Raw genomic sequence first — 13474 nt, forward strand, 5'->3', positions numbered from 1 at the left:
GCGCCTCCCCGGCGCCGGCCGGGGAGCTTGCCGCCCCACGAACGGCTTCGGCCGACCCGGAACGATTCACAGGATAAGCCAGCGTGTCCACCTTCACACCAATCAGCTACGCCAGCAGCGACGCCCTGGCGCTGTATGCACGCGACTATCCGGCCACCGGCGGGCCGGCCCGGCTGCCGGTCATCTGCATCCATGGCCTGACACGCAATTCGGCCGATTTCGACGAACTGGCCCCCCTGCTGGCGGCCATGGGCCGGCGCACCATCGCGGTCGACGTGCGCGGCCGCGGCAACTCGGCGCGCGACCCGAATCCCGCCAACTACAACCCGGTGGTATATGCCGGCGACATCATCAAGCTGATGGACCAGCTGGGCATCGCCCGCGCGGTCTTCATCGGCACCTCGATGGGCGGCCTGATCACCATGACCCTGGCGGCGCGCCGGCTCGACCTGATCGCCGCCGCCATCCTCAACGACGTCGGCCCGATCCTGTCGGTACGCGGCCTGCAGCGCATCGCCGGCTACGCGGGCCGCTGCGGCACGCTGTCGTCCTGGGACGAAGCGGCCGCCTACCTGCGCGACATCAATGCCTGCGCCTTCCCCGCCAACAGCGACGAGGAATGGGGCAAATGGGCGCGCCGCGCCTTTGAACAGAAGGATGACGGACAGCTGGCTCTGCGTTACGATCCGAACATCGCCACGGCGATCCAGACGGGCAAGCAGCGCCCGACCTCGCTGGCGGCGCGCATGGCGTTCCGGCGCCTGGCGCGGCGCCGCCCTACCCTGCTGGTGCGCGGCGCCCTGTCCGACCTGGTCGAAGCCGAACAGGCGGACTGGATGCGCAAGGCCGCGCCGGAACTGCACTATGCCGAAGTACCCGACGTCGGCCACGCGCCCATGCTGACCGAGCCTGCGGCGCTGGATGCGATCCGCCAGTTCCTGGCCAAGCTACCCTGAGTAATACCGAGACATCGAGGAGATTTGCATGAAACACCTGATCAAACCCCTTTCCGGCGCGATCCTTGCCGCCTTCGCCGCCACTGCGGCGCCCAGCGTGTTCGCCCAGGGCAAGGACCTGAAGGTCGCCCTCATCGCCGGCAAGACCGGCCCGCTGGAAGCCTATGCCAAGGAAACCGAAGTCGGTTTCATGATGGGCCTCGAATACCTCACCAACGGCACGATGGCCATCAATGGCCGGAGAATCAAGGTGATCGTCAAGGACGACCAGTCCAAGCCGGACCTGGGCCGCACCCTGCTGGCCGAAGCCTATGGCGACGACAAGGTCGACCTCGCGGTCGGCACCACCTCGTCCGGCTCGGCGATCGCGATGCTGCCGGTGGCGAAGGAATATAAGAAGGTGCTGATCGTCGAACCGGCCGTGGCCGACGCGATCACCCAGGAGAAGTGGAACAAGTACATCTTCCGCACCGCGCGCAGCTCGATGCAGGACGCGCTGGCCGCCGCCAGCACCCTGAAAAGCGGCAGCGTGGGCTTCCTGGCCCAGGACTACGCCTTCGGGCGCGACGCCATCGAGGCCGGCAAGGAAGCCTTGGGCGCCACCGGCAGCAAGGCCAGGGTGGTCCATGAAGAATACGCACCGGCCACCACCACCGACTTCACCGCCTCGGCCCAGCGCCTGTTCAACGCCCTGAAGGACAAGCCGCAGCCGCGCGTGCTGGCCATCGTATGGGCCGGCCCGAACCCGATGAACAAGATCGCCGACATGAAGCCGGAACGCTACGGCATCGCCCTGGTCCCGGGCGGGAACATCCTGCCGGTGATGAAGACCTGGAAGAGCTACGCCGGCACCGAAGGCACCATCTATTACTACTACGCCTTCCCGAAGAACAAGATGAACGACTGGTTCGTGGCCGAACACACCAAGCGCTACAAGATGCCGCCCGATATGTTCACCGCCGGCGGCATGGCCGCGGCCAGCGCCGTGCATGCGGCGCTGTCGAAGGCGCCGAACGCGAAGAACGGCGACGAGATGGTGGCCGCGATGGAAGGCCTGAGCTTCGAGACCCCGAAGGGCAAGATGACCTTCCGCAAAGAGGACCACCAGGCGATCCAGCCGATGTACCACTTCCGCATCAAGAAGGACCAGAAGACCGAATGGGACCTGCTGGAACTGGTGCGCGAGATCCCGGCCACCGAGCTGCCGCTGCCGGTAAGGAACAAGCGCTGACATGCAAACGAATTCCACGCAGCCTTCGCTCTCCACGCGCGACCTGACCATCCGTTTCGGTGGCCACGTCGCGGTGAATGCGGTGACGGCCGACTTTTATCCGGGCACCCTGACGGTCATCGTCGGCCCCAACGGGGCCGGCAAGACCACCTACTTCAACCTGGTGTCGGGCCAGCTGCCCGCCACTTCCGGCAAGGTGCTGGTGGGCGGCCAGGACATCACCCGCGCGGGCGCGGCCAGGCGCACCCGCCTGGGGATCGGCCGCGCCTTCCAGCTCACCAACCTGTTTCCGAACCTGTCAGTGATGGAGAACGTGCGCCTGGCGGTGCAGAGCCGCGCCGGCATGGGCCTGAACTTCTTCTCGATATGGTCGAGCCACAAGGAACTGGTGGCGCGCGCCGAGCATTACCTGGAGCGCGTGTCGCTGACGGCCAAGCGCGATGCCTTGGTCGGCACCCTGTCGCACGGCGACCAGCGCAAGCTGGAAGTGGCGATCCTGCTGGCGCTGGAACCGAGCATCATGATGTTCGACGAACCGACCGCCGGCATGAGCGTGGACGAAGTCCCGGTGGTGCTCGACCTGATCCAGTCGGTGAAATCGGAACGCAACAAGACCGTGCTGCTGGTCGAGCACAAGATGGACGTGGTGCGCGCGCTGGCCGACCGCATCATCGTGCTGCACAACGGCACCCTGGTCGCGGACGGCAATCCCGTGGAAGTCATGCAATCGAAGATCGTCCAGGAAGCCTATCTTGGAACACCGGAGCCCGCACATGCCTGAGCCATTACTGACCTTGTCTGGCGTGCACACCCACATCGGCCAGTACCACATCCTGCAAGGGGTGGACCTGGTGGTGCCGCGCGGCGGCTTGTCGGTCCTGCTGGGCCGCAACGGCGCCGGCAAGACCACCACGCTGCGCACCATCATGGGGCTGTGGAAGGCCAGCGCCGGCTCCATCGTCTTCGACGGCCGCGACATCACCAAGATGGCCACGCCCGACATCGCCAACCTGGGCATCGCTTATGTCCCGGAAAGCATGGCCGTGTTTTCAAGCCTGACGGTGCGCGAAAACCTCTACCTGGCCGCGCGCAGCGGCCCGCTCGACCAGGCCAGGGTGGACTGGATCTGCGGCTTCTTCCCGGCCCTGAAAAAATTCTGGAACTACCCGGCGGGGAACCTTTCCGGTGGCCAGAAGCAGATGGTGGCGATCGCCCGCGCGATCGTGGAGCCGAGGAAGCTGCTGCTGGTGGACGAGCCGACCAAGGGCCTGGCCCCGGCCATCGTCCAGAGCCTGATCGCCGCCTTCCGCGAGCTCAAGGACACCGACACCACCATCTTGCTGGTCGAGCAGAACTTCAATTTCGTGCGCTCGCTCGGCGACACGGTCGGCGTGATGGACGACGGCCGCGTGGTGCACGCCGGTTCGATGGCGCTGCTTGCCACCGACGACGAGCTGCAGCAGCGCCTGCTCGGCCTCTCGCTCGATTCACACCAATAGGAACCACCCATGAGCGCAACCCTACCCCTTGCCGGCAAAGAGACACCCATTCCCAGCGCGCCGCGCGACCTCGCGCCGCTGCTGCTGGTCCCGGTGCTGATGCTGGCCATGCTGCCGCTGGTCGGCAGCTTCCCCACCTGGGTCACCCTCACCGTCGCCGGGCTGGCGATGGGCATGATGATCTTCATCATGGCCAGCGGACTGACCCTGGTCTTCGGCCTGATGAGCGTGTTGAACTTCGGCCACGGCGCCTTCGTGTCGGTGGGCGCGTTTTCCGCCACCATGGTCCTGATCCCGATGCGCGGCTGGCTCGAGATGGACTCGCTGCTGATCAACCTGGGCGTGCTGGCGCTGGCCATCACGGTCGCGATGCTGGTGACGGCCCTGCTGGGCTGGGCCTTCGAGCGCGTGATCATCATGCCGGTCTACGGCCAGCACCTGAAGCAGATCCTGATCACGATGGGCGGCATGATCGTGGCCGAGCAGCTGATCCACGTGATCTGGGGCGCCGAGACCATTCCGTTGCCGCTGCCCACCGCACTGCGCGGGGCGATCTTCCTGGGCGACGCGGCCATCGAGAAATACCGGCTGGTCGCGGTGGTGGTCGGGCTGCTGGTATTCGCCGGGATGTTCCTGACGCTGAACCGCACCAAGATCGGCCTGTTGATCCGCGCCGGCGTGGAAAACGGCGAGATGGTCGAAGCCCTCGGCTACAAGATCAAGCGCTTGTTCGTGGCCGTGTTCGCGGCAGGTTCCGCGCTGGCCGGCCTGGGCGGCGTGCTGTGGGGCCTGTACAAGGAAACCCTGTCGGCGGCAATGGGCGGCGAGATGATGGTGATGATCTTCATTGTCATCATCATTGGCGGCCTCGGTTCCGTGGGCGGCTGCTTCATCGGGGCGCTGCTCATGGCGCTGGTGGCCAATTACGCCGGCTTCCTGGCGCCGAAGATCGCCCTGGTCTCGAACATCATCCTGATGATCGCGATCCTGCTGTGGCGCCCGGCCGGCCTGTACTCGAAAATGAGGACCTGACTCCCATGCTGCACCGACTCCTTTCCGGCGACCTGCCGCGCAGCCGCATCCTCAGCCTGGTGCTGGTGGCAATCCTGCTGGGCCTGGCCTTCGCCCCCTTCCTGACCACCGGCGCCCGCCCGCTCAATACGGCGGCCACGATCTGCGTCTACATCGTGCTGGTGGCCTCCTACGACCTGCTGCTTGGTTATACGGGCATCGTGTCGTTTGCCCACACCATGTTCTACGGTATCGGCGCCTATGGCATCGGCCTGGGACTGTCCCGCGTCGACGACGCCACCTGGGGCGTGGCCCTGGGCGGCCTGGCGATCGCGCTGGCGGTGGCGCTGGCGCTGGCGCTCGTGGTCGGCCTGTTCGCCCTGCGCGTGCGCGCCATCTTCTACGCCATGATCACGCTGGCCGTGGCGTCTTCCTTTGCGGTGCTGGCCTCGCAGATGTCGGACTTCACCGGCGGCGAAGACGGCGTGACCTTCAGCGTGCCGGAAGTGCTCACGCCCGGCTTCGTGCTGATGGAAAACGAGGTGTTCGGGCGCTCGATCGACGGCAAGCTGCTGACCTACTACCTGGTGTTCTTCGGCTGCCTGCTGCTGTTCCTGTTCCTGCTGCGCCTCGTGAACTCGCCCTTCGGCCGGGTGCTGCAGGCGATCCGCGAAAACGAGTTCCGCGCCGAGGCGCTGGGCTACCGCACCATGGTCTACCGCATCTGGGCCAACTGCCTGGCCGCCCTGGTGGCGGCCCTGGCCGGCGCGCTGATGGCGCTGTGGCTGCGCTACGTGGGGCCCAAGACTTCGCTCGGTTTCGAGGTGATGACCGACATCCTGCTGATCGTCGTCATTGGCGGCATGGGCACCATGTACGGCGCGGTGGTGGGGGCGGCGCTGTTCATCGTTGCGCAGAATTACCTGAAAGAGCTGATGGGGGCGGGGTCCAGCGCGCTCGAGGGTGTGCCGGTGCTGGCGGCGATGCTGCATCCGGACAGGTGGATGTTGTGGCTCGGGGTGCTGTTTATTTTGTCGATTTATTTCTTCCCGATCGGGATTGTGGGGAAACTGCGCCTGCGGAGTTTTTTGGCGAAGCAGAAGTAGGTGCTGCACAAGGTACACTTGGGTCCCGGCCTGCGCCGGGACGACGGTTCGGCAGGTAGCGATTCACTTTCACTCCCGTAATCAGCAACATTTGCACGTCGTTCCGGCGTAGGCCGGAACCCAATTCCCCCGCATCGCCCAACGGCCTCCCTCACGGAGGCCGTTTTCATTCCCCTCATGAAGAGTTCCCTCCCCGCCCTTGAGGCGGCCCCGGCCTTCCTCTACGCGCATTGAATACATGTCAATGTTCGTTGCCTTCTTGCTCATATCATAAAAACAACAATGGCCTCGTCGTCAGCCAGCGCGAGCAAACCACCATTCCTCTGGCTCAGTCTGAAAGGGCAAACATGAACCGACTTACCTCGCTCTGCGGCTCGGCGCTGCTGGCTGCCGCTGCGTGGGCGCCACTGCCTAGCCATGCGGTCGAACTGCTCAACGAAGGCTTCAATAACGTCAGCGGCCTGCCCGGCTGGACCCAGTACAACGCCAGCGTCCCGCCCGGCAACGGCTGGTTCCAGGGCAATTCGGGCATCTTTTCCGCCCAGGACGGCGCCGCCAACTCCTACGCCGCCGCCAACTACCTCGGCGCCGCCGGCGGCACGGGCAGCGTCGATAACTGGCTGATCACCCCGACCCTCGCGCTTGGTGGCCTCACCACGCTGTCGTTCTGGGTCAACCGCGCCGGCGAGCCTGGCTTCAGCGACCAGATCGAGGTGCGCTTCGGCGCCGGCAGCACCGGCACCGGGGTCGGCACGTTCGACATGCTGCTGGGCACGATCAGTGGCGCCTCCTTCCCCGCCCAGTGGCAGCAGTGGTCAGCCAACCTGTCGTTCGTGGGCGATGGCCGCTTCGCGTTCCGCTACCTGGGCGACGCCGCCACCCTCGACTACGTGGGCCTGGACAGCGTGAACGTGGTCACCGCCGTGCCCGAGCCATCGAGCTACCTGATGCTGCTGGCCGGTCTCGGCGCGGTCGGCGTATCGGCCCGCCGGCTGCGCAAGCAAGCCGGCAAATGAGCGCGCAACCGACCAGCCAGGAGAATGCCATGTCCACCATGAAACTGATGCTCTTGCTGCCGCTCGCCACCCTGTGCGTGCCGGCCCTCGCCCAGGAAACCGCGCCCGCCCAGGGGATGGTCGTCGTGCGCGACGTCCAGACTGGCCAGCTGCGTACCCCGACCCCCGCCGAAGCGCGCGCCCTGCAGCCGGTGCCGTCGGCGGCCGCCGCCACCCTGGCCCAGCCCTCGATTGTCAAGGGCCCGGGCGGACGCCGCTCGGTGCGCCTGGACGAGCGCCACATGGTGTACTCGGTCACCACCCGCGACGCCGAGGGCGCGCACGGCGCCGAATGCATCCACGGTTCGCACGCCGCCGAGAAAGCCGTGAGCAAGCCCGTCCCCGCCACCAAGCAAGAGGAGCACCGCCATGAAAGCCGCTAAGTCCCTGTGCCGCATGGCGGCCGCGCTGGCATGCGCCTTGGCCGGCGCCGGCGCCGCCCAGGCGGCGGCCACCATTACCATCGTCAACCAGAACGCCCCGGGCATCGGCTTCAATGACCCTACCCCGGCGACGCCGGTGGGCGGCAATACCGGCACCACCCTGGGCCAGCAGCGCCTGATCGCCTTCCAGCAGGCGGCCAGCATCTGGGGGGCCACCCTCACCAGCGCCGTGCCGATCCGCATCGGCGCCGCCTTCGTGCCGCTGGCCTGCAATACCACCGGCGCGGTGCTCGGTTCGGCCGGCGCGGCCGAGGTCTGGTCCGACTTCCCCAACGCGCCGCGCGCCAACACCTGGTACCCGGCCGCGCTGGCCGCCAAGCTGGCCGGGGTCGACCTGACGGCGCCGGCCACCCCGCACATCGTGGCGCGCTTCAATTCGCGCCTTGGCCTGTTCCCCGACTGCGTGCCGGGCCTGACCTTCTACCTGGGCCTGGACAACAACGCCCCCGCCAGCCAGATCGACCTGGTCACCACGCTGCTGCACGAAATGGGACACGGCCTGGGCTTCCAGACCTTCACCGACGACGAGACCGGCCAGCAGTTCTTCGGCATCCCGTCTGTGTGGGACTACCATTTGGTGGACAACCGTACCAATACACCCTGGGTGGCCATGACCGACGCCCAGCGCCAGGCCTCGGCCATCACCTGGCGCGGCCTGTCGTGGGACGGCCCCAATGTCAACGCTGCCGTGCCGACGGTGCTGGCGCCGCGCTCCAACCTGAACATCGGCGGCGCCAACGCCGGCGGGGCCGCGGGCAACTACTTCGTGGGCACGGCCAGCTTCGGCCCGGCGCTGGGCACGACGCCGGTGGGCGGCCAGCTGATGCCGGTGGTCGACCAGGCCAACGGGACCGGGCTGGCCTGCACGCCGCTGGGCGCGAACAACGCGCTGGCGGTACGCAACAACGTGGCGCTGGTGGACCGCGGCAGCTGCGACTTCACGGTCAAGGCGCGCAATGTGCAGGCGGCGGGCGCGCTCGCCATGGTGGTGGTGGACAACGTGGCCGGTGAAGTCGCCGGCCTGCCCGGCACCGATCCGGCCGTGACGATCCCGTCGGTGCGCATCACGCTGGCGGACGGCAATACCATCAAGGCGACCCTGCAGCAGCGCTCGCGCACCAAGTCGGGCGTCGTCGCCACGCTGGCCGCCGACAGCACCCAGCTGGCCGGGGCGGACGCCCAGCGGCGCATCCTGATGTACACGCCGAGCGTCAATTCGCCGGGCTCCTCGGTGTCGCACTACACGACCGAAGCCACCCCGAACCAGCTGATGGAGCCGTCCATCAACGACGACCTCGGGCACACGGTCACGCCGCCGCGCGACCTGACCTTCCCGCTGCTGCGCGATATCGGCTGGTGAACGGGAACTGAGCGGGAACCGAGCGGGAACCGCACAGGAAGCGTTGTTAACGAAAAAAGCCGGCACCCCTTGAAGGGCGCCGGCTTTTCCGGCCAGCCAGGACCGGCTACAACTTATTCCTTGCCGAGGCGCTTGAACGCTTCGACGCCGCTGGTGATTTCCGCCTGGGCGGCCGCTTTGTCGGCCCAGCCTTCGATCTTGACCCACTTGCCCGGCTCGAGGTCCTTGTAGTGCTCGAAGAAGTGCTGGATCTGCTGCAGGCGCAGTTCTTCCACGTCGTCCAGCGACTGGATTTTCTTGTACATCGGCAGGACTTTTTCGACCGGCACCGCGATGACCTTGGCGTCGCCGCCGCCGTCGTCGGTCATCTTCAGCACGCCCAGCGCGCGGCAGCGCACCACCACGCCCGGCGGCAGCGGGAACGGGGTGATCACGAGCACGTCGCACGGGTCGCCGTCGTCGGCAATGGTTTGCGGCACGTAGCCGTAGTTGCATGGGTAATGCATGGCGGTACCCATGAAGCGGTCGACGAAGATCGCGCCGCTGTCCTTGTCGACCTCGTACTTGACCGGGTCGGCGTTCATCGGGATTTCGATGATGACGTTGAAGTCGTTCGGCACGTCTTTGCCGGCTGGGACGTTATTCAGGCTCATGGGTTTCCTTGGTTGCTGGTATTCGGTAAAAGTTCGACATTATAGCGAAAGCGGCGACGGATCAGAGCACCGTGGCCAGCGCGCACTGGCGGTAATGCCTGGCCGCTTCTTCGTCCTGCCCCAGCGCTTCGTGCATCTGGGCAAGCTTCAGGTGGGCTTCCCGCACCATGGCCGCCTCGGTGGCGTCCGACAAGGCCTGTTCCAGGTGGCGCTGGGCCTTGCCCCACAGTTTCTGCTTGAGGCACAGCGAACCGAGGGTGAGGGCCAGCTCGGCGTCCAGCGGACGATCCTTGAGCCAGGTTTCGCAATGTTCGATCTGCACCAGCAGCGAAGGCGAACCGGCCGGGCCGGCCGCTTCGCGGTAGGCGCGCACCACGCGCTCGTCCCAGTTGGCCTTGAGCGCATCCTCGGCGATGGCGCGCGCTTCGTCGTGCAGGCCGCGCGCATTGAAGGAGCCGGCCGCGCGCGCCGCGATGTAGGGCACCAGGCGGTCGGCGGCGGGCACGGTCGCCCACACCCGGCGGATCGATTCGGCGTCGTGGCCCTGTTCGCCCAGCAGCGATTCGTAGGCCAGCTCGCGCAGGCGCTTCGACAGCGCCGGATGCAGCGCCTTGCGCTTGTCGAGGATGCGCACCAGGCGCAGCACTTCCGGCCAGTTGCGGGCCTGCTGGTTGGCCTTCATCGACCACTGCAGCGCGTGGATGTGGCGCTGGCCACTGGCATTGAGCTCGGCCACCGCTTCGAGCGCCGCTTCCGGCTGGTGGTCGTCCACCAGCAGCTCGGTGACGGTCATCAGGCGCGCGGTCTTGAGGGTGTTGTCGTGCACGGTGCCGGCCAGCCAGGCGTCGCGCCGGCTTGGCTCGCGCATGCGGTGGGCGGCTCTAGCGCCGATCAGCGCGGCCAGGCCGGCGTTCTCGGGCAGCTCGGCGGCGCGCATCGCGGCCTTTTCGGCGTGGCCGAAGCGGCCTTCGAACAGCGCCTTGAGCGCGTCGCGCAAGCCCTTGTTGCCTTCGCGCTCGCGCTTGCGCTGGCGGTAGGCGGCGACCCGCTGCGGCATGCGCATGGTGGAGCGCAGCGTGCGCACCAGTACGTAGGCGACCAGGAACAGCAGCGCCAGCAGCACCACGAACAGGTTGAGCGACATATCGAGCCGGTGCGGCGGATAGAACAGCACCACGTTGCCCGGGTTGAAGCGCGCCGTCACGGCAATGCCGATGGCCAGGGCCATCAGGGCGACGAGCCAGAGAAGAAGCCGCATCTTATTGCTTCGCCTTGTAGTTGCGCACCGCGTCCAGGCTGCCGGACAGGGTCGGCATTTCGATGGTCAGGTTGTTGGCCTGGACCTGGCGCAGCGCGCCCTGGGCCGACTGGGTGGCGCGGGCGCGCGTGTCGAAATACTTGAGCAGGATTTCCTGGGCGCTGTTCAGGTCATCGCGGAAGCTCGCTTCGTTGCGCGACAGCAGCGCCATGCGCGCGTTCAGCAGGCGCAACTTGAGGTTTTCGCGCACGAAGAAGGATTCGGTGGGCGAGAGCATCAGCGCTTCCGGCGTCTCGACGCTGCGCACGCGCACCAGCTGGCGCACGTCGTCCCACATCTCCTGGCTCCAGTTGCGCCAGGTTTGCGTCATGCGCTGGCCCAGGCTCAGGGCTTCGGGCGCCGGTTCCTTCGCATCCTTTTTCGCGCGGGTCGAGCGCAGCGGCGCGGCAGGCAGCAGCGGCTTTTCGTCGGACAGCATCGGCAGCGTGTCGACATGCGCGATCACGCTATCCAGGCGCAGGGCGACGCCGGCCAGATCGACCGCCGGCATGGCTTTCAGGCGCTCGATGTCGGCGCCGATCGCGCGGCGGATGTTCAGGAACTGTGGCTTGTCCGAGCGGCCCAGCGAGCGGTCGGCGTTCTGCAGCGCGATCAGGGCGCCCGGCACGTTACCTGCCAGCTGCAGCTGCTGGCTGGCGGTGCTGAGCACCTGCTCGATCTCGGTCAGCGCCCATTCGTCGCGGTTCTTCGACAGGTCCTGGTAGAGCTGTTCCAGCGCCAGCTGCTGGGTTTGCGCCTCGGCCTGGCGGCTTTCCAGCACGCCGACCTTGATCTGCAGTTCCTTGGCCGTGTCCGACACCTCGCGCGCCATGGCGGCGGTTTCGGCGTTCACGGCATTGCCCTTCTGCAGGCTCTGCGCCATGTCCTTGCGCAGCGAATTGATGCGGTTGTGCGAGGTGACGGTCTGCACCGCCAGCAGCAGGGCGAGCACGGCCACCGCCATCGGCAGCGGACGCTGCAACACCTGCAGCAGGCCCTGGCCCTGCGGGCGCAGCGGGGCCTTCTGGACGACAACGCTGGCCGCCGGGATCGGTTCTGGATTGTTTGGGATTTCGTTCATTTCTCTAATTGTAACGCGGCAAGTAGGCGAGCGTCGCCTGATCCGGTCAGGGTGATCCGGCTGCAACCCAGTGCGCGCGCGGTCTCTGCAATGCGTGCATGGGGCACGATCAGGTGCTGATCCTGAAGGCGCGCGCTCGCGCCCAGCTGTTCCACCAGCCCCGCCAGCCCGCGCAGCGCTTCCGAGCTCGTGATTATCCAGTCGTTTGGCTGCGCCAGCAAGGTGGACAGCTGGCCGGCAAGCTCCCCGTCCAGCTGCGGCACGCTGCGCTTGTAGGCCGCCACCGTCTCGACCAGGGCGCCGGCGGCGCGCAGGGTCTCGGCCATCAGCTCGCGTCCGCTCTCGCCGCGCACGATCAGCACGCGCCGTCCGGCCAGCGCGGCCAGGTCGAGGCTGGCGAGCAGGTGTTCCGAATCGCTGCAGGCCGGGTCCGGCGGGCAGTGGATCGTGGTGGCGTCGCTCGTGACGCCATGGCGCGCCAGCGCGGCGCGGCTGCCTTCGCCGACGATGCCGATCGGCACGCCGGATGGCCAGCCCGGCAGGTGGGCGAAGGCGGCATCGACGGCATTGGGCGACACGAAGGCCACCAGCGCGTACGACGGCAGCGCGGCCAGCGCCGCGCGCAGGCGCGCGGTGTCGTCCAGCGGCGCGATCTCGAGCAGCGGCAGCACCACGGCGCGGCGGCCAAGGCCGGCGACGGCCTGGGCCAGCGCTTCGGCCTGGGCGCGCGGCCGGGTGATGACGACTGCGGGGTCAAGCATCCTGGCTGGTTTCCGCGGCTTCTTGCTTGCAGGCCTCGAGGATGCCGTGCGCGTCCTGGTCGGCCAGCAGGATCGACACCTGCTCGCCGAGGAATTCGGGATGCTCCCACGAGCCCGCGACTTCCGCCTTCGCGGTGCGCTGGCCGTCCGGGGTCGCGACCATCGCGCGCAGGCGCATGGTGCTGCCCTCGACGGTGGCAAAGGCGGCCAGCGGGATCTGGCAGCTGCCGCCGAACACCTTGGACACCTTGCGCTCGGCCGCCACGGCGCGCGCGGTGGCGTCGTGGTTCAGCGGCGCCAGCAGCGCGCGCAAATCCAGGCCGTCGCTGCGGGCGCTGCGGACGATCTCGATCGCCATCGCGCCCTGCCCGGCCGCCGGCAGGCTCTCTTCCGGTTCGAGCACGGCGCGGATGCGCTGCGGCAAGCCGAGGCGCTTCAAGCCGGCGGCGGCCAGGATGATGGCCGCATATTCGCCACGGTCGAGCTTGCCCAGGCGGGTGTCGAGGTTGCCGCGCAGCGGCTTGATCACCAGTTGCGGGAAGCGCGCCGCGATCAGGGACTGGCGCCGCAGGCTGCTGGTACCGACCACGGCGCCGGCCGGCAGCTCGGCCAGGCTGGCGTAGTCGTTGGACACGAAGGCGTCGCGCGGATCTTCGCGCTCGAGCACGGCGGCCAGCTCGAAACCTTCCGGCAGCTCCATCGGCACATCCTTGAGCGAATGCACGGCCAGGTCGGCGCGCCCTTCGGCCATCGCCACTTCGAGTTCCTTCACGAACAGGCCCTTGCCGCCCACCTTGGACAGGGTGCGGTCGAGGATCTGGTCGCCGCGCGTCGTCATTCCCAGGATTTCGACGCTGCAGCTTGGATATAATGCAGCGAGGCGGGCGCGGACATGCTGTGCCTGCCACATGGCCAGCCGGCTCTCGCGGGATGCGATAATCAGCTTCGCGGGCGCTTGCTGCGCCGATTCAGTTGCTTTCAACACGGATTCTTTCACTGTCATCAGGCCTACCAGGACGAT

14 protein-coding genes are annotated in these 13474 nt (G+C 67.3%); 9 read left to right on the forward strand and 5 right to left on the reverse strand.

Annotated elements, in window-relative coordinates; all coding sequences use genetic code 11:
* The first annotated feature begins 83 nt into the window (after nucleotides 1-83).
* The 9 genes from BM031_RS03130 (at nucleotide 84) to BM031_RS03170 (ending at nucleotide 8661) form a co-directional block, all read left to right on the forward strand.
* Nucleotides 84-956, forward strand: a complete 873-nt coding sequence (locus BM031_RS03130) for an alpha/beta fold hydrolase (protein ID WP_091870951.1) — start codon at nucleotides 84-86, stop codon at nucleotides 954-956.
* A gap of 28 nt (nucleotides 957-984) precedes the next feature.
* Complete coding sequence (locus tag BM031_RS03135; RefSeq protein WP_091870953.1) at nucleotides 985-2187, forward strand: substrate-binding domain-containing protein; 1203 nt, start codon at nucleotides 985-987, stop codon at nucleotides 2185-2187.
* 1 nt (nucleotide 2188) lies between these two features.
* Nucleotides 2189-2968, forward strand: a complete 780-nt coding sequence (locus BM031_RS03140; protein ID WP_091870956.1) for an ABC transporter ATP-binding protein — start codon at nucleotides 2189-2191, stop codon at nucleotides 2966-2968.
* Nucleotides 2961-3686 (forward strand): ABC transporter ATP-binding protein, encoded by a 726-nt coding sequence (locus BM031_RS03145; protein ID WP_091870958.1) that lies wholly within the window; start codon nucleotides 2961-2963, stop codon nucleotides 3684-3686. Before BM031_RS03140 ends, BM031_RS03145 begins: the two co-directional genes overlap by 8 nt.
* Nucleotides 3687-3695: 9 nt before the next feature.
* Nucleotides 3696-4718: a branched-chain amino acid ABC transporter permease gene (locus tag BM031_RS03150; protein ID WP_091870961.1), complete on the forward strand. Its 1023-nt coding sequence runs from the start codon at nucleotides 3696-3698 to the stop codon at nucleotides 4716-4718.
* A 5-nt stretch (nucleotides 4719-4723) separates the two neighbouring features.
* Complete coding sequence (locus BM031_RS03155) at nucleotides 4724-5803, forward strand: branched-chain amino acid ABC transporter permease (protein ID WP_091870964.1); 1080 nt, start codon at nucleotides 4724-4726, stop codon at nucleotides 5801-5803.
* A 347-nt stretch (nucleotides 5804-6150) separates the two neighbouring features.
* Nucleotides 6151-6819 carry a choice-of-anchor J family PEP-CTERM protein gene (locus BM031_RS03160; RefSeq protein WP_091870967.1) on the forward strand — a complete coding sequence of 223 codons (669 nt, stop codon included), beginning with the start codon at nucleotides 6151-6153 and terminating at the stop codon, nucleotides 6817-6819.
* A gap of 29 nt (nucleotides 6820-6848) precedes the next feature.
* The gene (locus tag BM031_RS03165) at nucleotides 6849-7241 is read left to right on the forward strand and encodes a post-PEP-CTERM-1 domain-containing protein (protein ID WP_143084502.1); all 393 of its coding nucleotides are present in this window, start codon (nucleotides 6849-6851) and stop codon (nucleotides 7239-7241) included.
* Nucleotides 7228-8661: a PA domain-containing protein gene (locus BM031_RS03170; protein WP_091870972.1), complete on the forward strand. Its 1434-nt coding sequence runs from the start codon at nucleotides 7228-7230 to the stop codon at nucleotides 8659-8661. The genes BM031_RS03165 and BM031_RS03170 overlap by 14 nt, the downstream gene beginning before the upstream one ends.
* A 113-nt stretch (nucleotides 8662-8774) precedes the next feature.
* Here BM031_RS03170 and ppa read toward each other — a convergent pair whose 3' ends face one another.
* The 5 genes from ppa to hemC all read right to left on the reverse strand — a co-directional run bounded on the left by ppa (nucleotide 8775) and on the right by hemC (nucleotide 13456).
* Entirely contained in the window at nucleotides 8775-9314 is a 540-nt protein-coding gene (gene ppa / locus BM031_RS03175; protein WP_091870975.1) for an inorganic diphosphatase, read from the reverse strand.
* 61 nt (nucleotides 9315-9375) lie between these two features.
* Nucleotides 9376-10572: a heme biosynthesis protein HemY gene (locus BM031_RS03180; protein ID WP_091870978.1), complete on the reverse strand. Its 1197-nt coding sequence runs from the start codon at nucleotides 10570-10572 to the stop codon at nucleotides 9376-9378.
* 1 nt (nucleotide 10573) lies between these two features.
* Complete coding sequence (locus BM031_RS03185; RefSeq protein WP_091870981.1) at nucleotides 10574-11692, reverse strand: uroporphyrinogen-III C-methyltransferase; 1119 nt, start codon at nucleotides 11690-11692, stop codon at nucleotides 10574-10576.
* Entirely contained in the window at nucleotides 11689-12453 is a 765-nt protein-coding gene (locus tag BM031_RS03190) for a uroporphyrinogen-III synthase (RefSeq protein ID WP_091870984.1), read from the reverse strand. The genes BM031_RS03185 and BM031_RS03190 overlap by 4 nt, the downstream gene beginning before the upstream one ends.
* A complete protein-coding gene (gene hemC / locus BM031_RS03195; protein WP_091870987.1) occupies nucleotides 12446-13456 on the reverse strand; it encodes a hydroxymethylbilane synthase in 1011 nt (336 codons plus the stop codon). The genes BM031_RS03190 and hemC overlap by 8 nt, the downstream gene beginning before the upstream one ends.
* Nucleotides 13457-13474 lie beyond the last annotated feature (18 nt).

The organism is Massilia yuzhufengensis, from assembly GCF_900112225.1.
GTDB classification, from domain to species: Bacteria; Pseudomonadota; Gammaproteobacteria; order Burkholderiales; family Burkholderiaceae_D; genus Telluria; species Telluria yuzhufengensis.